We start from the raw sequence: 18,037 nt of genomic DNA on the forward strand, positions 1-18,037 counted from the left end.
GGCGCGCCGCGTGCCTTCAGCACGGCCGGTCGGACTCCGGCTGGATCACCCCGCACCGACCTCCGGCTGCGGCCGGACTCCCGCCTCGGGTTCGACCACCGCCGCCGTCTTCTCCTCCGGCACCCGCCGCATGAGCACGCCGTACCCCAGCCCGGCCACCGTCCCCACCACCGCGCACAGGCCCCACAACCACTCCGCCCCGAGCCGGTCGATGATGAACCCGGACATCAGCGGGGCGACGAGGGCCGCGACGGACCAGGACATCGTGTACATGCCCTGGTAGCGGCCCCGTCCGTGCGTCGGGGACAGCCGTACGACGAGACCTGTCTGCGTCGGCGCGTTGACGATCTCGGCCAGCGTCCACACGCACACCGTGAGCGCGATGACTCCGACCGATCCCGCGAAGGCCGTGAGCCCGAAGCCGTAGCCCGCGAGGACGGACGAGACCACGAGCAGCCGGCGTGGGTCCCGGTGTTCGATGAAGCGGGTGACCGGGATCTGCAGGACGACGATCAGTACGCCGTTGACGGCGATGGCCATGCCGTATTCGGCCGGGGTGAAGCCCGCTTCGCCCATCGCCACGGGCAGCCCGACCGACGCCTGCTGGAAGATCAGCGCGACCAGGAACGACAGCCCGACGACGCTCATGAAGCGCCCGTCGCGCAGTACGGTCCCCAGGCTGACGGAGCTGTCCGAGCCGGCGGCGGCCCTGCTCACCGGCTCGGTCGGCTTTGACTCCGGCAGCCGCAGGAAGACGAGGATCGCGCAGACCATCGTCATGCCCGCCTCGATCAGGAACCCGGCGAGATAGCTGACCTCGGCGATGAATCCGGCGGCCATGGAGGAGACGGCGAAGCCGAGGTTGATGGCCCAGTAGTTGAGGGAGAAGGCGCGGATCCGGTCCTCGGGCCGGACGATGTCGGCCATCATCGCCTGCACGGCGGGCCGGGAGGCGTTGCTCGCCATGCCGACGAGGAACGCGACACCGGCGATCGCCAGCGGATCGCGCACGAACCCCAGCATCGCCACGGAAACGGCGGTCGAGGCCTGCGCGATCAGCAGTGTCGGCCGCCGGCCCAGCCGGTCGGTCATCACGCCGCCGCCCAGCGAGGAGATCACCCCGCCGAGCCCGTGCAGGGCGGCGACCAGACCCGCATACATGGCGGAGTAGCCCCGGTCGAGGGTCAGGTACAGCGCCATGAAGGTGGCGACGAACGCACCGAGCCGATTGACGAGCGTGCTGGTCCACAGCCACCAGAACTCGCGGGGCAGCCCCGAGACCGTCTCCTGTACGGCACGTCGGGCACGCATGGCGTACGGCATGGACTCCCCCGGGTGTAAGCGGTGCTTGTGGCAACCGCAAGTTACAAGCGGATGATCGCCGACGGCCACTCGATTTACAGATCCCGTCAAACGTCCGCCTGCCGGGCAGCCACGCGAACGGGCGAATGCGTGGATTACGCTCTGATGCATGGCCGACGCACCGTACAAGCTGATCCTCCTCCGCCACGGCGAGAGCGAGTGGAACGCGAAGAACCTGTTCACCGGCTGGGTGGACGTCAATCTCAACGAGAAGGGCGAGAAGGAGGCGGTCCGCGGCGGTGAGCTGCTGAAGGACGCCGGCCTGCTGCCCGACGTGGTCCACACGTCCCTCCAGAAGCGCGCGATCCGCACGGCCCAGCTGGCCCTCGAGGCCGCGGACCGCCACTGGATCCCGGTCCACCGCTCGTGGCGCCTGAACGAGCGCCACTACGGCGCCCTCCAGGGCAAGGACAAGGCGCAGACACTCGCCGAGTTCGGCGAGGAGCAGTTCATGCTGTGGCGCCGTTCCTACGACACCCCGCCGCCGCCGCTGGACATCGACGCCGAGTACTCCCAGTTCACCGACCCGCGCTACGCGACCCTCCCGCCGGAGCTGCGCCCGCGCACGGAGTGCCTGAAGGACGTCGTCGTCCGCATGCTCCCGTACTGGTTCGACGCGATCGTCCCCGACCTGCTGACCGGCCGCACGGTCCTGGTCGCCGCCCACGGCAACAGCCTGCGCGCCCTGGTCAAGCACCTGGACGGCATCTCCGACGCGGACATCGCGGGCCTGAACATCCCGACGGGCATCCCGCTCTCCTACGAGCTCGACGCCGACTTCAAGCCGCTGAACCCGGGCGGCACGTACCTGGACCCCGAGGCGGCTGCGGCGGCCATCGAGGCGGTCAAGAACCAGGGCAAGAAGAAGTAGGACGGAGTGCGGTCTCGGCGAGCAGGGACGGCGGCATGGCGTGCTCGTCCTTCACTGCGCCGAGGCCTCGGTCCGGCGCGCGGCAGCGGCAAGGGGACTTCACCGACCCCGAGCGGGCACGCGCACTGACGGGAGACCCAGGCCGAGCCCCCTCCGCTGCGGAGGGGGCTCACCGCTGCCTCCGAACGAGTGGACTCCGGTCCGGGCCGGTCGTGAGGGGGTGCCGGGGGTGGGGCGGGTGGTGATGATCCTCGTGTCCGCCATCCCCCGAGAGGCGCCTCCCATGCGACGTACTGGACGTACTTCTTCCCGCCGGATGTTCGCCGCGGGGCTGGTCGCCCTGGCCGCCACGCCCGCCGCTGCCGGGCACGCCGCGGGTCTCGCCCGGCACGACGCCGACGACTGTCCGCCGCACGGCCTCGGGCGTGAGCTCACCGCCCGGCTGGACAGGACCATCGAGGACACCCGGCGGCAGGCGGGCATCCCCGGTGCCGTCGTCGGGCTGTGGATGCCGGGCCGGGGCAGCTACGTCCGTTCGTTCGGGGTGGCCGACACCGGGACGGGTGAGCCCATGGCGGTGGACTCGTACGTCCGGATCGGCAGCGAGACCAAGACCTTCACCGTCACCGCGCTGCTCATGCTCGTTGACGACGGCCGGATCGGGCTTGACGACCCGATCTCCCGGTACGTCAAGGGTGTGCCCAATGGGCACCGGATCACGCTGCGGCACCTCGCCGGGATGCGCAGCGGGCTGTTCCCGTACACCGCCGACCCCGACTTCATCCATGAGCTGCTGAGCCACCCGCAGCGCTCCTTCACCCCGCGCCAAGTCCTCGCGTACGGCTTCCGGCACGCGAACACCTTCGCGCCGGGGCAGGAGTTCCAGTACTCCAACACCAACCTCGTCCTGCTGGGGCTGGTGATCGAGAAGGTCAGCGGACGGCGGCTCGCCGACTTCCTCCACGAGTGCGTGCTCCGCCCGGCCGGACTGCACCACACCCTGTTCCCGAAGGGCGGCGAGTTCCCCGAGCCGCATCCGCGCGGCTACACCGACCAGACGCTGAGCGGCGAGGTCGAGGACGTCACCGACTGGAACCCCAGCTGGGCGTGGGCGGCCGGGGCGATGATCTCCAACCTGCACGACCTGCGCCGCTGGGCCCCGATCCTCGCCACGGGCCGGCTGCTCAGCCCCGAGACCCAGGCGCAGCGGCTCAGGACGCTGCCGACGGGCTATCCCGGTACGACGTACGGACTCGGCATCTTCGAGACCAACGGGTGGATCGGGCACAACGGCTCGATCCCGGGCTACGAGACCGTGACGGTGTATCTGCCGCCGCGGCGGGCCACCCTGGTCATCGTGATCAACTCGGATGTCGTGGCCGAGGGGCAGGAGCCGTCCACGCTGCTCGCCCGGGCGGTCACGTTCGTCGCCACCCCGGACCACGTCTACGACGGTTCGGTGATCAACCGCTAGCGGCCTCGGGGGCAGGGCAGGGGGGTGAGACACCGCGGTCCTGGGGCCCCGCTCAAGAGGCGGAGTCGGTGACGCTCCCCTGGCGGATCGGCCCCGCCAGGCTCCCTCATGGTCTCGGTGACGATGCGCTGCTCACGAGCTGCTCATGGCCCCGACGTCGTACTTCAGCCCGAAATCGCTCCGCCGGCCCCTGCGTCTTCGCATGCGATTCGAAGTGGCCTACGGGGATGCCGGTTCGCTTGATGACCGAAAAGTATCTGTGGGCTGCTGTCAATCAGTGTGTTACATTCCCTCCGGTTTCGATCAGTCACGCTTCGCTGCTCCATTGAGGACATGACAAGAAGAAGCGGACTGGGTATTTCCGACCAGTAACCCAGTGTCGATCGGAAATGAAGAGTGGGGGCAGTGTCTGGAGCAGCAATGCCGCCGTGGGGCCATTTCGCCTTTTCCGGGCCGGCTGCGACTGTAAATCCGTGGCTCGCCACTCGGCGCGATGAGTTCGGGATTCCGCTTTCGCGTCAGCCACTCAACGACGCGTATTGATTGCTGCTCGACCACCGGTCCGCGACCGGCACTCCCGCGTGTCCTCCCTACCGCTCACACCCTCGGCGGCAGCTGGAACGACAGGGCTGACGCCATCAAGTTCTGATTTCCCATCTGACCAGTACCGGCTCCTCTGACGTGGGGCGCCGGTACTCTGACATCTCGCATCTGCCGCAAGCATGCGAGGGAGATTCCTGTGAAGCGCACCCCCCACACCGCTGCAGTACTCGCGCTCGGCGCTGTCCTGATCACCGGAACTGCCGCCTGCAGCACCGAGAGCTCCGCGAAAGCCGACGAGATCGGAGTCGTGGAAAAACTTCCCACAGATCCGGACAAGGCGAAGTCGAAGGAGAACGCCCAGCAGTTCCGCTCCTGGGTCAACGCGCTTGGAACCGCGCAGGAGAAGGACGCGGTCGGACGTGTGCAGCGCATCATCGGCGAGTGGAACGAAAAGACGGGCAACGCCTACATCTCCACCGACATCAATGGCGGGAAGACCCAGGTGGAAGACCCCCAGGCGGCTGCGGCCGCGATCGTCGAGGCCTTCGCCGACTGGAAGGACTCGAATCAGGGGTATGCGTCGGTCTATGACGTCTTCGGCAACGCGATGATCACCAACCACAAGTTCTGAGGTGCGTCGGACCGCCTCCGGCCGCCCAGGGCGTACGGAGGCGACGGAACAGCCGCCGATGTTCCTGCTCGGCCGTGCGGCACCTGAGGAGGAGGAGCGGCACTTCCGCCTGTCAAGTCGCTCGTGAGCGAGGCATACCGCTCCAGCCGCCGTGACGTTCCGTGCGCGGCAGACGCAGGCAGGTCACCCACTGCCCACCGACGAAGCCCGGCCGTCGGGGGGTCCCGGACGCCTTCTCCGGGCCGCCCTCGGACGAAAGTCCCCGCAGAGCTGGAACCCCCGGAAGCCGGCCGCGCGGGGAGAACATGACCGCCGGCACTGACGACGGGCCCACGAGACAACGACCGTGCGCCGCAGCCCTGCGCTCACACCGTCAGCGGCACCGGATGGATCTCGTCCGCCTTGTGCCCGGCCCGCTCGTGGATGCGCTGGACCGCTTCCGCCGACGGGGCTTCCGAGAGGCAGTAGACGAGCCCGGACTCCGGGTCCGCCCAGGCCCTCTCGAAGTGGACCTGCTCGTCCCCCTCTATGGCGAGGTCGGCGTCGTGGGCCTCGCGCAGCTGCTCAGCCGTGATGCCCTTCATGCTGTGGTGGACGTCCATGAACTTGGCCATGGCCCTCAGCCTCCTTCACTCGCTGCCGTACGAACCCTCCGGTTCCATGCTCCGCCCGTACGCTCCCGAAGGCGACCCGCGAAGCCGCAGGGCCCCGGCGGTCAGCCGGAGCCCTGCGACAGGGTTCTGCGTACAAGCCGCCGGCGTCAGCCGCACTGGCAGGGGCTGCCCGACTGGCACCCGCAGCCGCAGCCCGAGCCGCAGCCGCACGCGGCGATCAGGGGCAGGTTCCTGATCTCGGCGGGCTGCTCGGTCTCGCGCTGCTGCGTGGGGTCGGGCGTGGTGCTGGGGGATTCGGCCATGGGTCTCTCCTCGAGGACTGGTGCCTGTGCCCATTGGATGCCCGTTCCGCTGGGCGCATCAACGGCGCACAGAGGCGCCCGCGGACCCAGGCCGATCCCCGCCCGGCCCCTTCACGCCGATGCGCACATCGGTACGCACAGCAGGCCCGAGCCGGCCCGGGCTCAGGCGCTCTCCGCCCCCGGGACCGCCTGGATCTCCGGCTGCACATCCGTCTGGAGCTCGTCGGCGTGCTCGCCGGTCACCAGGTACACGACCCGCTTGGCGACCGACACCGCGTGGTCGGCGAACCGCTCGTAGTAGCGGCCGAGCAGCGTGACGTCCACGGCCGTCTCGATGCCGTGCTTCCAGCGGTCGTCCATCAGGTGCTGGAAGAGCGTGCGGTGCAGCAGGTCCATCGCGTCGTCGTCCTGCTCCAGCTGCAGCGCCAGGTCGACGTCCTTGGTGATGATGACCTCGGCGGCCTTCGCCATCAGGCGCTGCGCGAGCTGGCCCATCTCCAGGATCGTGGCGTGCAGGTCGCTGGGGACCGCGCGGTCCGGGTAGCGCAGCCGCGCGAGCTTCGCCACGTGCTGGGCGAGGTCGCCCGAGCGCTCCAGGTCGGCCGACATCCGCAGTGACGTGACGACGATCCGCAGGTCCGTCGCGACCGGCTGCTGCCGCGCCAGCAGGGCGATGGCCCGGGCCTCCAGGTCGTGCTGGAGTTCGTCGACCTTCTGGTCGGCCTCGATGACGTTCTCGGCCAGCTTCAGGTCGGAGTCGAGCATGGCGGTCGTGGCGCGCCCGATCGCCGACCCGACCAGCCGGGCCATCTCCACCAGACTGTCGCTTATCGAGTCCAGTTCCTCGTGGTACGCGTCCCGCATCAGGGTTCCCTCTCGTGCGTCTGTGTCGGAGGTCCGGGGGCCGGGGCCCGCCGGACGACCGACGGTACGACCGTCGTATTACCGAAGGTCCGGACCCCACGCTCCCACGTTCCGGCCCGTACGCGTCCGTTTCCGTCATCCCAAATGAACCAATACTGGCTCCAAGGTGAACTCTGAGCGACGAGTGTTCGAGCTCGTAGCCCGACGACTGTGGTCGGCGCCCGACCCATGCCTAACCTGGGTGCATGGACGTGAACGCGGCGGTCGCCGCAGCGGCAGCGATCGCCGGGGTGCTCACCGGCGTGATCGCCATGCTGGCGTTCCGCTGGAGTGAGCGCGAACAGAAGCGCCCCACCCGTAGCTCCCTGCACACGGACGCGGTACTTCCGCCGGGCGTGGACACGGTCCTGTCCGTCCTCCGGTCCTCGGCCGTCGTACTCGACGAGGCGGACACCGTCGTCAAGGCCAGCTCGGCGGCGTACGCCCTCGGCCTGGTCCGCGGCGGCAAGCTCGCCGTCGAGCCGATGCTGCAGATGGCCCGGGACACGCGGCGCGACGGGGAGATACGCCAGGTCGAACTGGACCTGCCACGGCGCGGCACCGGACGCGGAGAGGCCCTGGCCGTCTCCGCGCGGGTCGCGCCGCTCGGCTCCCGGCTGGTGCTGCTGCTCGTGGAGGACCTGACCGAGGCCCGCCGCATCGAGGCGGTCCGGCGCGACTTCGTCGCCAATGTGAGCCACGAGCTGAAGACGCCCGTGGGCGCCCTCTCCCTGCTCTCCGAGGCCGTCATGGACGCCTCCGACGACCCCGAGGCCGTCCAGCGGTTCGCCGGGCGCATGCAGATCGAGGCGACTCGGCTGACCAGCCTGGTGCAGGAGCTCATCGATCTGTCGCGGGTGCAGAACGACGACCCGCTGGAGGACGCCGAGCCGGTCCGCGTCGGCGAGCTCGTCGCCGAGGCCATCGACCGCTGCCGGCACCAGGCCGGCACCAAGCAGATCACCATGGCCGCGGGCGGCACCGCCGACCTGCACGTGTGGGGCAACCGCGGCCAGCTCGCCGCCGCCCTCGGCAACCTCGTCGAGAACGCGGTCAACTACTCGCCCGCCCGCACCCGCGTCGGCATAGCGGCCCGCAGGGTGAGCGCCCCCGGCGGCGACCACATCGAGATCGCCGTCACCGATCAGGGCATCGGCATCTCCGACAAGGACAAGGAGCGCATCTTCGAGCGCTTCTACCGCGTCGACCCCGCCCGCTCCCGCGCCACGGGTGGTACGGGACTGGGGCTGGCGATCGTGAAGCACGTCGCCGCCTCGCACGGCGGGGAGGTCACGGTGTGGAGCGCCGAAGGCCAGGGCTCCACCTTCACCCTGCGGCTGCCGGAGGCCGGTGTGGCCCGCGACCGCGCACATCAGCAGCCCGCCCGAGAGATACGCGCAGGAGGCGCGGGCCTCGACGAAGAGGCCGGGCGGTCCACTTCCACGTCCCCCGAATCAACCGCGTACGAAACGCTTCCCGCCCCGGAGGTCCTTCCGTGACCCGTGTGCTCGTCGTCGAGGACGAGGAGTCCTTCTCCGACGCCCTGTCGTACATGCTCCGCAAGGAGGGCTTCGAGGTCGCCGTCGCGACCACGGGGCCCGACGGACTCGACGAGTTCGAGCGCAACGGCGCCGACCTCGTCCTCCTCGACCTGATGCTGCCCGGCCTGCCGGGCACCGAGGTCTGCCGCCAGCTGCGCGGCCGCTCCAACGTCCCCGTCATCATGGTGACCGCCAAGGACAGCGAGATCGACAAGGTCGTCGGGCTGGAGATAGGAGCCGACGACTACGTCACCAAGCCGTTCTCCTCCCGCGAGCTGGTCGCCCGTATCCGGGCCGTGCTGCGCCGCCGCGGCGAGCCCGAGGAGGTGACCCCCGCCGCGCTGGAGGCGGGCCCGGTCCGCATGGACGTCGACCGGCACGTGGTCACCGTCGGCGGCACCAAGATCGACCTGCCGCTGAAGGAGTTCGACCTGCTGGAGATGCTGCTGCGCAACGCCGGCCGCGTCCTCACGCGCATGCAGCTCATCGACCGCGTCTGGGGCGCCGACTACGTCGGTGACACCAAGACCCTCGACGTCCACGTCAAGCGCCTGCGCGCCAAGATCGAGCCGGACCCGGGCGCCCCGCGCTACCTGGTGACGGTCCGGGGCCTGGGCTACAAGTTCGAGCCGTAAACCGGCGGCAGCACGATGAAGGGCGGGACCTCTCCCCAGAGGTCCCGCCCTTTCGTTACGACCGTCCTACGGGCTCAGTGCCCGGCGCCGGCCGTCGCGCTCGCGGAGGCCGCGTCGGACGGCGTGCCCGGCGACGCGTGGCCGCCCGGCGAACCCGAGGCGCTCTCGGACGGCGAAGCGGACGGGGACGCCGAGGCGCCCGGCGCGGCCGGAACCTCGGTCGGGCCCCACTCGGCGAAGTAGTGCTCTGCGGGGACGACGAAGGCGCGCAGGCTCACCTCACCCGTCTTGCTGAAGGTGAAGGTGACCTTCTGGGCGTTGCCGTCCTGCACGGCCTCCCGGCTGCTCGGCAGCAGGGCGGTGGCGTTGTTCTTGCCGCCCAGGACCAGCGAGCCACCGGCCGGGACGCTGAGGCTGCCGCCCTTGGCCGGCTTGAGCTCGGCCGTCTTGCCGGTGCCGGGGAGGGTGATGGACTCCAGCGTCTCGGCGGTCCGGCCGGAGTTGAAGAAGGTCGCGGAGATCGCGGCCGGTCCGGTCGACTCGCGGTCGGGCTGCGTGATCACGATCGCGTTCTGGATCTTGATGTCACCCACGCTCGTGGCCGCGTTGTCCGGCTGGATCTCCAGGGTCTGGGCGTTGTTGCCGGCTCCACACGCGGCGAGCGAGGCGATCGAGAACGCGATGGCGGCAGCGGCGAGGGCGCCGCGTCGAAGGCTGCTGCTCACGGCGGCGGCAACTCCTTGACTTGAGCGGAGCGGCCGATAAAGCCGCCCTAAGTGTCTGTCAGCGGGCCTTAGGTTACCGAGCCGTTCCCGCCCGGTCGCACCCGACCCCCCGGCACCTCTGATCCCACCTGTGTCACACGTGTCTCGTGCGTCACAAGTGACTCGGGGGTCACATTGGTGGAGTGCTCGTCCGGCATTCACATAAGAGCCTCGGACGGCCCCGCAAATTTTCCGTGAAGGAATGTCGGGTCCACCTCAGAATTGATCACCTCGGGCGCGTCGGGCCGGCTCGTGATCAATTCAGGAAACGACCGGAACCCGGCCGGGGCCGCCGAACGGAGTAGCGGAAGTCGATCATACGGAACCGGACATATGGGGATGTTCAGCCGTTCGGAGGGTGCTCCGGATGCGTGTAACGTACGCGTTTCGCTCACCCCGGAGAGCCGCTCTCACCTGCGAATACCTTCTTCCAGTCCCTGTCCGAAGCACGTTCCTGTCGGAGTTGTCAAGCCCCGAGATATGCCCTGACCTGCGAAAACGCCATTCAGAACCCGCAGTTTCCGTGTTACCCTGGATAGCCACGGAAGGGGTACCTGTCACATGACGTTCAAGGTTGGCGACACCGTGGTCTATCCCCATCACGGGGCCGCGCTGATCGAGGCTATCGAAACTCGCCAGATCAAAGGCGTGGACAAGACCTACTTGGTGCTGAAGGTCGCCCAGGGTGACCTGACGGTACGTGTGCCAGCGGACAATGCGGAGTTCGTCGGCGTGCGTGATGTGGTCGGTCAGGACGGGCTGGACCGGGTCTTCGAGGTGCTGCGCGCGCCGTACGCCGAGGAGCCCACGAACTGGTCCCGTCGATACAAGGCAAACCTGGAGAAGCTCGCCTCGGGCGATGTCATCAAGGTCGCGGAAGTGGTGCGTGACCTGTGGCGTCGTGAGCGCGAGCGTGGACTCTCCGCCGGTGAGAAGCGCATGCTCGCCAAGGCCCGCCAGATTCTGGTGAGCGAGCTCGCCCTGGCGGAGAACACCAACGAGGACAAGGCCGAGGCCCTGCTCGACGAGGTGCTCGCCTCCTGAGGCGAAGCCTGTCGCTCAGCACTGCGCTGATCAAGGCTGCACATCGAAATGCCGCGGTGCCCGATGACGAATCTTCCGTCGCCGGGCGCTGCGGCATGTTCGTACTCCGGCACCGATGCGCCGTCACTCCGGGATGTGTTATCACTCACGACCCGGTACCTGGCGTGCCGGGCCCGGGCAGCCGGCTCGACCGGCGTCACGGAAGGGTCCGGTCGAGCGCGTCGCGCCCGGCACTCCTCCAGGCCATACCCACGCCAGGCCAGCACACAAACCTGACAGGAACCGATGTCTGACGATTCGCGCCCCTCGCCGTCGGCCGCCCCCGCGACGGCCCGCACCGCGGCCGTGATTCCCGCCGCCGGCCGTGGTGTACGGCTCGGCCCGGGCGCCCCCAAGGCGCTCCGCGCGCTGGGCGGCACCCCCATGCTCATCCACGCGGTCCGTGCGATGGCCGCCTCCCGTGCCGTCTCCCTGGTCGTCGTCGTGGCCCCGCCCGACGGCGCCGCCGAAGTCAGGTCGCTGCTGGACGCGTACGCGCTGCCCGAGCGGACGGACTTCCTCGTCGTCCCGGGCGGGCAGACCCGCCAGGAGTCCGTGAAGCTCGGCCTGGACGCGCTGCCCCCCGGCCACGACATCGTGCTGGTGCACGACGCGGCCCGGCCGCTGGTGCCGGTGGACACGGTCGACGCCGTGATCGAGGCCGTACGTGACGGCGCCCCGGCCGTGGTCCCGGCGCTGCCGCTCGCCGACACGGTCAAGCAGGTCGAGCCCGCCGGGACGCCCGGCGAGCCGGAGCCGGTCGTCGCGACACCCGAGCGCGCACGGCTGCGGGCGGTGCAGACCCCGCAGGGCTTCGACCGGGCGACCCTGGTCCGGGCGCACGAGACGGTGACCGGCGAGGTCACCGACGACGCCGGGATGGTCGAGCAGCTCGGCCTCACGGTCGTGGCCGTCCCCGGGCACGAGGAGGCCTTCAAGGTCACCCGTCCCCTGGACCTGGTCCTCGCCGAGGCGGTCCTGGCCCGCAGGAGGCTGAACGATGGCTTCTGAGGCATCTGGTTCCCGGCTGCCGCCGGATGGGTTCCCGCTGCCCCAGGTCGGCATCGGCACCGACATCCACGCCTTCGAGGAGGGCCGCGAGCTGTGGTGCGCCGGCCTGAAGTGGGAGGACGCGGGTCCGGGCCTGGCCGGCCACTCCGACGCGGACGTCGTGGCCCACGCGGCCTGCAACGCCCTCTTCTCCGCCGCCGGCCTCGGCGACCTGGGCCAGCACTTCGGCACGGGCCGGCCCGAGTGGTCGGGCGCCTCGGGTGTGACCCTGCTGACGGAGGCGGCCCGGATCGTCCGCGAGGCCGGCTTCCGCATCGGCAACATCGCCGTACAGGTGGTGGGCCCGAGGCCGAAGATCGGCAAGCGCAGGGACGAGGCGCAGCAGCTCCTGTCGGAAGCGGCCGGAGCACCGGTTTCCGTCTCGGGCGCGACGACGGACGGCTTGGGTTTCCCGGGCCGCGACGAGGGCCTGATGGCGGTGGCGACGGCGCTGGTGGTCCGGGTCGGCTGAGCGCGGGCTCCTTGCGAATGTCACGAATGCGGGCGCCGTGAACACAAGGTCGTGAGGCACACCCGTGGGCCTACTACCCTGGTGTCGTGACTATTCGCCTGTACGACACCAGCGCCCGGCAGATCCGTGACTTCTCCCCGCTCGACCCGGGTTGCGTCTCGATCTACCTGTGCGGTGCCACCGTGCAGGCCGCGCCCCACATCGGACACATCCGGTCGGGACTGAACTTCGACATCATGCGCCGCTGGTTCGAGTACCGCGGCTACGAGGTCACGTTCGTGCGGAACGTGACGGACATCGACGACAAGATCATCGCCAAGTCGGCCGACCAGAACCGCCCCTGGTGGGCCATCGGCTACGAGAACGAGCGCGCGTTCAACGACGGTTACCGCGCCCTCGGCTGCCTGCCGCCCACCTACGAGCCGCGTGCCACCGGCCACATCACCGAGATGGTCGAGATGATGCGCGGCCTCATCGAGCGCGGGCACGCCTACGAGGCCGACGGCAACGTCTACTTCGACGTGCGCTCCTTCCCGGGGTACCTGGAGCTGTCCAACCAGGAGCTGGACAACCTCCAGCAGCCGTCCGGTACCGGCGAGACCGGCAAGCGCGACCCGCGGGACTTCGCCATGTGGAAGGCGGCGAAGCCCGGGGAGCCCAGCTGGGAGACGCCCTGGGGCCGCGGCCGCCCCGGCTGGCACCTGGAGTGCTCGACGATGGCGCACAAGTACCTCGGGACCGCCTTCGACATCCACGGCGGCGGCCTCGACCTGGTCTTCCCGCACCACGAGAACGAGATCGCCCAGGCCAAGGCCTACGGCGACGACTTCGCCCGGTACTGGGTGCACAACGCCTGGGTCACCATGAGCGGCGAGAAGATGTCCAAGTCGCTCGGCAACTCGGTCCTGGTCAGCGAGATGGTCAAGCGCTGGCGCCCGATCGTGCTGCGCTACTACCTCGGCACCCCGCACTACCGCTCGATGATCGAGTACAGCGAGGAGGCGCTGCGCGAGGCCGAGTCGGCGTTCGCGCGGATCGAGGGCTTCGTGCAGCGCGTGGTGGAGAAGGCCGGGGCCGTCGAGCCCGCCGCCGAGGTGCCGCTGTCCTTCGCCGAGGCCATGGACGACGACCTGGGCGTGCCGCAGGCGCTCGCCGTGGTGCACACCACCGTCCGGCAGGGCAACAGCGCGCTGGCCGCCGACGACAAGGAAGCCGCCGTGGCCCGGCTCGCAGAGGTCCGTGCCATGCTCGGCGTCCTCGGCCTCGACCCGCTCGACCCGCACTGGGCGGGGGAGGGTGACCGCGGGGAGGACCTGCACGGCGTGGTCGACACACTCGTCCGGATGGTCCTCGACCAGCGCGAGGCCGCCCGGGCCCGCAAGGACTGGCCCACCGCCGACGCCATCCGCGACCAGCTGGGCCAGTCCGGCCTGGTCATCGAGGACAGTCCGCAGGGTCCGCGCTGGAGCCTCGGCCCGCGCTGAGACAAGTCCCACGGCTGATCGACTGTGCCGCCCGGGCCTCCGGGCGGCACACTGCAAAGACGTAACAGACGTACGCAGACGTACGTACGAACCACTTCACGGAGACGGGTAGCTCATGGCCGCGAACAACCGCCGCATGTCCGGCAAGAAGGGCGCGCAGGTCGGCAGCGGCGGCAAGCGGCGCCGGAGCCTGGAGGGCAAGGGGCCGACGCCGCCCGCCGAGATGCGCAAGGGGCACGTCAAGCAGCGCGCCGCCCAGGCCAAGGCGCGCCGCGCCCAGGGCGGTCGTGCCAAGGGTCCCCGCGGCAAGGGCACCTCCGAGCTCGTCGTCGGGCGCAACCCCGTCGTCGAGGCGCTGCGCGGGGGGGTGCCGGCCTCGACGCTGTACGTGCAGCAGTTCATCGACAGCGACGAGCGGGTCCGCGAGGCCCTGCAACTCGCCGCCGAGCGCGGGGGCATCAACCTCATGGAGGCGCCGCGCCCCGAGCTCGACCGGATGACGAACGGGCTCAACCACCAGGGCCTCGTGCTCCAGGTCCCACCGTACGAGTACGCCCACCCCGAGGACCTCGCCGAGGCCGCCGCCGACGCGGGTGAGGACCCGCTGATCGTCGCGCTCGACGGGGTGACCGACCCGCGCAACCTCGGCGCGGTCGTCCGGTCCGTCGCCGCCTTCGGCGGGCACGGCGTCGTCGTGCCCGAGCGGCGTGCCGCCGGGATGACGGCCGGCGCCTGGAAGACGTCCGCCGGTGCTGCCGCCCGTACGCCCGTCGCCCGCGCCACCAACCTGACGCGTGCGCTGGAGGCGTACAAGAAGGCCGGGATCGTCGTCGTCGGTCTCGCCGCCGACGGGGACGTCGAAGTCGGTGAACTGGGCGCCCTGGAGGGGCCCGTCGCGATCGTCGTCGGCAGCGAGGGCAAGGGCCTGTCCCGGCTGGTCGGGGAGACCTGCGACTTCCGGGTGCGGATCCCGATGCCGGGCGGCGGCGAGTCGCTCAACGCCGGTGTCGCGGCGGGGATCGTGCTCTACGAGGTGGCCCGCCGACGCGCCTGAACAGACGTCCGCCAATTCACCGGTGCGGGGTCATTCCGGGGTCATCGGGGCGACGAGGGCAAGCTTGACGGGGTCCGGACAGATCCGGCGGGTCAAAGCAGTGTCCTAACCCGACGTCACTCGGTTAGATGAGTGTGGACACCAGAACACCCCGCACTCCCACGGGGGACCGCTCGTCGGGACTCGACGACGCTCCCGCGCTGAGCATGGTGAAGGTGCCGAGCGACCCGGCGCAGGTCATCGTCAACCATGCGAGTTTCCGCGTGCAGTTGGGCGTATCGACGCGTCGCGTCCAGTCCCCACGGGTCGCACGGCATTTGAACGCCACCACCGAGGACACCGCCCGCATCCCCGTCGTCACCGCCGGGGGCGAGGCGGACGGGGCCACCGCCCGCCGCCGACCGGTCGTCTGGAGCGGGAGATCCGCTCCCGACGACACCGGCGCCCACCGGCTCCTGCAGGCCGTGCGGCACGAGAGCGTCCGCCACGCCGACGAGCCCGCCGCCGACACCGGCGCCACCCAGGTCATCGACCGCGTGGGGCCGGGCCACGACAAACCCGGATACCAGGATGCCGGCTACAGCGGCGCCGGGTACCGGGGCGACGGCTACGAGGACGACCTCAACCAGACCGTCGAGACCCCCGTCGTCGGCCCCCAGCGCACCCACGACCAGACCACCGACGCCACCCGGCTGCTGCCCGCCATGCGCACCGTCGGCAGCGCGTACGACGAACCGGCCTACGCGGACGGGGAGTTCGAGGATCCCGCCGAGGCCGACGAGGCCGACCGGCACGCCAAACGCCACGACGACGACCCGGCCCGGCACGCCTACTACCCGGGCCGCCGGATGAACCTCGGCGTCGTCCTGCTCCCGCTGCGGGTCTTCCTCGGCTTCATCTCCATCTACGCCGGCATGGGCAAGCTGTGCGACCCCGTCTACTTCGACGGCGGCAAGCGCGGCTCCATGGTCAAGTGGCTCAACACCCTGCACCCCTGGGAAGCCGCCGAACCGCTGCGCCAGTTCGCCCTCGAGCACCCGGTGGGCTCCGGACTGGTCATCGCCTTCGCGCAGGTCATCGTCGGCGTCCTGACGGTCCTGGGCTGCTGGCAGCGCGTCGCCGCCTGTCTGGGCGCCCTACTCTCGGCCGCGCTGCTGGTCACCGTCAGCTGGAAGAGCGTCCCCGCCTACGAGACGCCCGACATCATCTACCTCGCCGCCTGGTCCCCGCTGATCATCGCCGGCGCCCCCGTCTACTCCGTCGACGGCCGCCTGGCCGGCAGGGCCTGGCGGCGTCTCGGCCCCCGTGCCGACATCTGGGACCTGCGCCGCTACGTGCTGCGCCGCGGCGTCCTCGTCACCGCCGTCGCCACCGGCCTCACCCTGCTCGTCGGCTCGCTCCTCGGCGGCGCCGTCCGCGACGCCGACCGGATCGTCGTCCCGGGCCCCGGCGAGGCCCCGCGCAACGAGCTGCCCGGCTCCCCGCTCCCGGGTGAGCCCGGCAAGCGGCCGGAGAAGCGGACCCCGTCGGCGTCCTCCTCGCCCACCCAGGGCGCCCCGGCCGGCTCGGCCGGCCCCAGCGCGGGCACCACGACCACGCCGGGCGCCACCAGCGACGCCGGCGCGGTCACGGGCGGCTCCCCGAGCCAGACCCAGGGCACCGTGGGCCAGGCCCCGCCCCAGCAGTCCTCCCCGGAGGGGCAGGCCCCGAGCACCACGTCCGGCCCCACTTCCGGCGGGACGGCGACGGGCGGCACGGGTTCGACCGGCGGCCCGGGCGACGGCGGCGGCTCCTCCACCCGCCGCCCGGGCCTGGTGGGCGGCCTCCTCGGATAGCCGCCGGACCCGGACGACGAAGGGCCCCGCACCTTCGAGGTGCGGGGCCCTTCGAGGCGCCTCGAAGCAGCGGGGCTCTGCTTCATATGCGGCTCCGCCGCGCGGGCGTGGCAGGCCGCAACGAGCCCGCAGCCGCCGGGCGGCCGCGACCGACCGAGCGCTCAGCGCCCCAACGCGGCCAGTTCCTTCGCCGCCTCCGTCAGATCCTTCGCCGTGTCGATGGCACGCCAATACGACCCCTGGGGGATCGTGAATCCGGCCAGCCGCCGCTCACGGGCGAGATGCGGAAACGTCGTCCGCTCATGGTCCCCCCGATGCGGCAGCAACCCCGCGAACTCGGGCGAGAAGACATAGACACCGGCGTTGATCTCGAAGGTGGACGGCGGTGCCTCGATGAAGTCGGTGATCCGGCCGAACCCGTCCGTCCGCACGGCCCCCCACGGCAGCCGGGGCCGCGCCAGCGCCAGCGTCGCCACCGCGTCCCGCTCGGTGTGGAAGTCGGCCATGTCCCGCAGCGAGAACCGCGTCCAGATGTCCCCGTTGGTGGCATACCAGGGCTGGTCAGGGTGGGGGAGGTGCGCCGCGGCGTACTTGAGGCCGCCGCCACGGCCGAGAGGCTCCGACTCCACGACGGTGGTGACGGAGACGCGCAGATCGGCCTTCTCCAGCCACTTCTGCAGTACCTCGGCGAGGTGGCCGCAGGAGACCACCACGTCCGTCACGCCCTCGTCGGCGAGCCAGGACAACTGATGGCCGATGATCGGAGTCCCCGTCCCGGGGATCTCGACCATCGGCTTGGGCCGGTCGTCGGTGTACGGACGGAGCCGGGAGCCCTGGCCACCGGCCAGAACGACGGCTTGAACGGGGCGGGACGCGGCGCTCGGATCGCTCATGGGACCGAACTGTACGTGGCGTCCCGCCCCCTTGACGGACTTCCCACCCGGTGGCAGGGCGGTGCGCTCAGCTGTGCGCGGCGGCGACGCCCGTGGCGAAGGCGGTGTCGCAGACCGGTCGTGCGTAGGACTGGGCGCGGGTCGGGCCGTACACCCGGACGGCGGCCTGGCCGAGGGTGCGGGCGATGGAGGCGCAGTGCTTCGCCAGGGACGGGCGGCCGTTGACGGCCTGCTGGAGGTGGGTGAGGGCGACGCCCGGGTTCTCCTCCTGCAACTCGGTCAGCAGCTTGTCCCGCAGGACGTCCTGCGGGGCGCGCTTGGCGGCACGTGGGGTGCCGACGGAGGTGTCCGCGGCGGTGAGCACCGGGTCGGTGGAGTTCCCCGACCAGTTGACTCGGGTGACCGCGAGGGTCCCGGAGAGCACCAGGACGACGGGCAGGACGAAAGCGAGGGTGCGGCCGATCCGGCGGGCGGGGCCCCGGCCGCGTCGCGTCTGTGGGTTGTTGGAGTGCTTCACGCGTGTGAG

18 protein-coding genes are annotated in these 18,037 nt (G+C 70.7%); 11 read left to right on the forward strand and 7 right to left on the reverse strand.

From position 1 onward, the window contains the following. Positions 1 to 45: 45 nt before the first annotated feature. The gene (locus tag ACWD1U_RS19860; RefSeq protein ID WP_451109120.1) at positions 46 to 1,323 is read right to left on the reverse strand and encodes an MDR family MFS transporter; all 1,278 of its coding nucleotides are present in this window, start codon (positions 1,321 to 1,323) and stop codon (positions 46 to 48) included. A 148-nt stretch (positions 1,324 to 1,471) separates the two neighbouring features. Here ACWD1U_RS19860 and ACWD1U_RS19865 point away from each other — a divergent pair, with 148 nt between their 5' ends. The 3 genes from ACWD1U_RS19865 (at position 1,472) to ACWD1U_RS19875 (ending at position 4,881) form a co-directional block, all read left to right on the forward strand. Further along, positions 1,472 to 2,233 (forward strand): phosphoglyceromutase, encoded by a 762-nt coding sequence (locus ACWD1U_RS19865; protein ID WP_451109122.1) that lies wholly within the window; start codon positions 1,472 to 1,474, stop codon positions 2,231 to 2,233. A gap of 283 nt (positions 2,234 to 2,516) precedes the next feature. Continuing rightward, the gene (locus tag ACWD1U_RS19870) at positions 2,517 to 3,707 is read left to right on the forward strand and encodes a serine hydrolase domain-containing protein (RefSeq protein ID WP_451109123.1); all 1,191 of its coding nucleotides are present in this window, start codon (positions 2,517 to 2,519) and stop codon (positions 3,705 to 3,707) included. Positions 3,708 to 4,446: 739 nt separating this feature from the next. Then, positions 4,447 to 4,881, forward strand: coding sequence for a hypothetical protein (locus ACWD1U_RS19875; RefSeq protein WP_451109125.1), 435 nt, complete (start codon positions 4,447 to 4,449; stop codon positions 4,879 to 4,881). A gap of 365 nt (positions 4,882 to 5,246) precedes the next feature. Here the strand turns inward: ACWD1U_RS19875 and ACWD1U_RS19880 are convergent, their stop codons facing one another. The 3 genes from ACWD1U_RS19880 to phoU all read right to left on the reverse strand — a co-directional run bounded on the left by ACWD1U_RS19880 (position 5,247) and on the right by phoU (position 6,661). Further along, a complete protein-coding gene (locus tag ACWD1U_RS19880; protein WP_451109127.1) occupies positions 5,247 to 5,495 on the reverse strand; it encodes an SCO4226 family nickel-binding protein in 249 nt (82 codons plus the stop codon). A gap of 146 nt (positions 5,496 to 5,641) precedes the next feature. Next, a complete protein-coding gene (locus tag ACWD1U_RS19885) occupies positions 5,642 to 5,797 on the reverse strand; it encodes a hypothetical protein (RefSeq protein WP_451109129.1) in 156 nt (51 codons plus the stop codon). Between the two features lie 162 nt (positions 5,798 to 5,959). Beyond that, complete coding sequence (phoU, locus tag ACWD1U_RS19890; protein ID WP_451109131.1) at positions 5,960 to 6,661, reverse strand: phosphate signaling complex protein PhoU; 702 nt, start codon at positions 6,659 to 6,661, stop codon at positions 5,960 to 5,962. A gap of 245 nt (positions 6,662 to 6,906) precedes the next feature. Here phoU and ACWD1U_RS19895 point away from each other — a divergent pair, with 245 nt between their 5' ends. Together ACWD1U_RS19895 and ACWD1U_RS19900 are read left to right on the forward strand one after the other, a co-directional pair. Next, positions 6,907 to 8,199 (forward strand): sensor histidine kinase, encoded by a 1,293-nt coding sequence (locus ACWD1U_RS19895; protein WP_451109133.1) that lies wholly within the window; start codon positions 6,907 to 6,909, stop codon positions 8,197 to 8,199. Beyond that, positions 8,196 to 8,876 carry a response regulator transcription factor gene (locus ACWD1U_RS19900; RefSeq protein ID WP_030243122.1) on the forward strand — a complete coding sequence of 227 codons (681 nt, stop codon included), beginning with the start codon at positions 8,196 to 8,198 and terminating at the stop codon, positions 8,874 to 8,876. Before ACWD1U_RS19895 ends, ACWD1U_RS19900 begins: the two co-directional genes overlap by 4 nt. A gap of 74 nt (positions 8,877 to 8,950) precedes the next feature. Here the strand turns inward: ACWD1U_RS19900 and ACWD1U_RS19905 are convergent, their stop codons facing one another. After that, positions 8,951 to 9,601 carry a DUF461 domain-containing protein gene (locus ACWD1U_RS19905; protein ID WP_451109134.1) on the reverse strand — a complete coding sequence of 217 codons (651 nt, stop codon included), beginning with the start codon at positions 9,599 to 9,601 and terminating at the stop codon, positions 8,951 to 8,953. Between the two features lie 600 nt (positions 9,602 to 10,201). Between ACWD1U_RS19905 and ACWD1U_RS19910 the strand changes: the two genes are divergently transcribed. From ACWD1U_RS19910 to ACWD1U_RS19935, 6 genes are all read left to right on the forward strand, one after another. Next, complete coding sequence (locus ACWD1U_RS19910; RefSeq protein ID WP_003953493.1) at positions 10,202 to 10,684, forward strand: CarD family transcriptional regulator; 483 nt, start codon at positions 10,202 to 10,204, stop codon at positions 10,682 to 10,684. A 285-nt stretch (positions 10,685 to 10,969) separates the two neighbouring features. After that, positions 10,970 to 11,734, forward strand: a complete 765-nt coding sequence (gene ispD / locus ACWD1U_RS19915; RefSeq protein WP_451109136.1) for a 2-C-methyl-D-erythritol 4-phosphate cytidylyltransferase — start codon at positions 10,970 to 10,972, stop codon at positions 11,732 to 11,734. Further along, positions 11,724 to 12,245, forward strand: coding sequence for a 2-C-methyl-D-erythritol 2,4-cyclodiphosphate synthase (gene ispF / locus ACWD1U_RS19920; RefSeq protein WP_451109137.1), 522 nt, complete (start codon positions 11,724 to 11,726; stop codon positions 12,243 to 12,245). Before ispD ends, ispF begins: the two co-directional genes overlap by 11 nt. A gap of 86 nt (positions 12,246 to 12,331) precedes the next feature. After that, positions 12,332 to 13,729 carry a cysteine--tRNA ligase gene (gene cysS, locus ACWD1U_RS19925; protein ID WP_451109139.1) on the forward strand — a complete coding sequence of 466 codons (1,398 nt, stop codon included), beginning with the start codon at positions 12,332 to 12,334 and terminating at the stop codon, positions 13,727 to 13,729. Positions 13,730 to 13,844: 115 nt separating this feature from the next. Continuing rightward, on the forward strand, positions 13,845 to 14,783 hold the full coding sequence (gene rlmB, locus ACWD1U_RS19930; protein WP_451109141.1) for a 23S rRNA (guanosine(2251)-2'-O)-methyltransferase RlmB: 939 nt from the start codon (positions 13,845 to 13,847) through the stop codon (positions 14,781 to 14,783). A 128-nt stretch (positions 14,784 to 14,911) separates the two neighbouring features. After that, entirely contained in the window at positions 14,912 to 16,618 is a 1,707-nt protein-coding gene (locus ACWD1U_RS19935) for a DoxX family protein (protein ID WP_451109143.1), read from the forward strand. Positions 16,619 to 16,779: 161 nt separating this feature from the next. Here the strand turns inward: ACWD1U_RS19935 and ACWD1U_RS19940 are convergent, their stop codons facing one another. Next, positions 16,780 to 17,511 (reverse strand): nucleotidyltransferase family protein, encoded by a 732-nt coding sequence (locus ACWD1U_RS19940; protein WP_451109144.1) that lies wholly within the window; start codon positions 17,509 to 17,511, stop codon positions 16,780 to 16,782. Between the two features lie 67 nt (positions 17,512 to 17,578). Then, positions 17,579 to 18,028 carry a hypothetical protein gene (locus ACWD1U_RS19945; protein ID WP_451109146.1) on the reverse strand — a complete coding sequence of 150 codons (450 nt, stop codon included), beginning with the start codon at positions 18,026 to 18,028 and terminating at the stop codon, positions 17,579 to 17,581. Positions 18,029 to 18,037 lie beyond the last annotated feature (9 nt).

The organism is Streptomyces sp. NPDC002788 (genome assembly GCF_053592115.1).